The sequence below is a fragment of the Cochleicola gelatinilyticus genome, assembly GCF_001637325.1.
Taxonomy (GTDB): domain Bacteria; phylum Bacteroidota; class Bacteroidia; order Flavobacteriales; family Flavobacteriaceae; genus Cochleicola; species Cochleicola gelatinilyticus.
The window spans coordinates 1-248 of record NZ_LRXL01000025.1 but is presented as its reverse complement, the minus strand read 5'-3'; the positions used below and the strand labels follow the sequence as shown (position 1 = coordinate 248).

General features: G+C 44.8%; 1 protein-coding gene. It reads left to right on the top strand.

The window, feature by feature from the left end; all coding sequences use genetic code 11:
• Nucleotides 1-248: hypothetical protein (locus tag ULVI_RS15515; protein WP_197463470.1), on the top strand; the 248-nt coding region annotated here is incomplete at both ends.

The window sequence follows — 248 nt, the reverse complement described above, 5'->3', positions numbered from 1 at the left end:
CTTTTAGAGGTAGTAGAAAGCCCAGAGATCACCACGTTGATTGCTCCCCTTGTATTTTGTGATACCAATGATGATGGGATTGCTGTATTTGATCTTACCCAAGTAGAGACCGTACTTCTAAACGGATTGGATCCTGCCTTATATCAGGTGAATTATTACGATGACCCTTCCCAGAGCATTGCCATTACCAACCCTACGGCGTATCCAAATCAGAGCAATCCCCAAACGATCTATGTGGTGGTGACCGA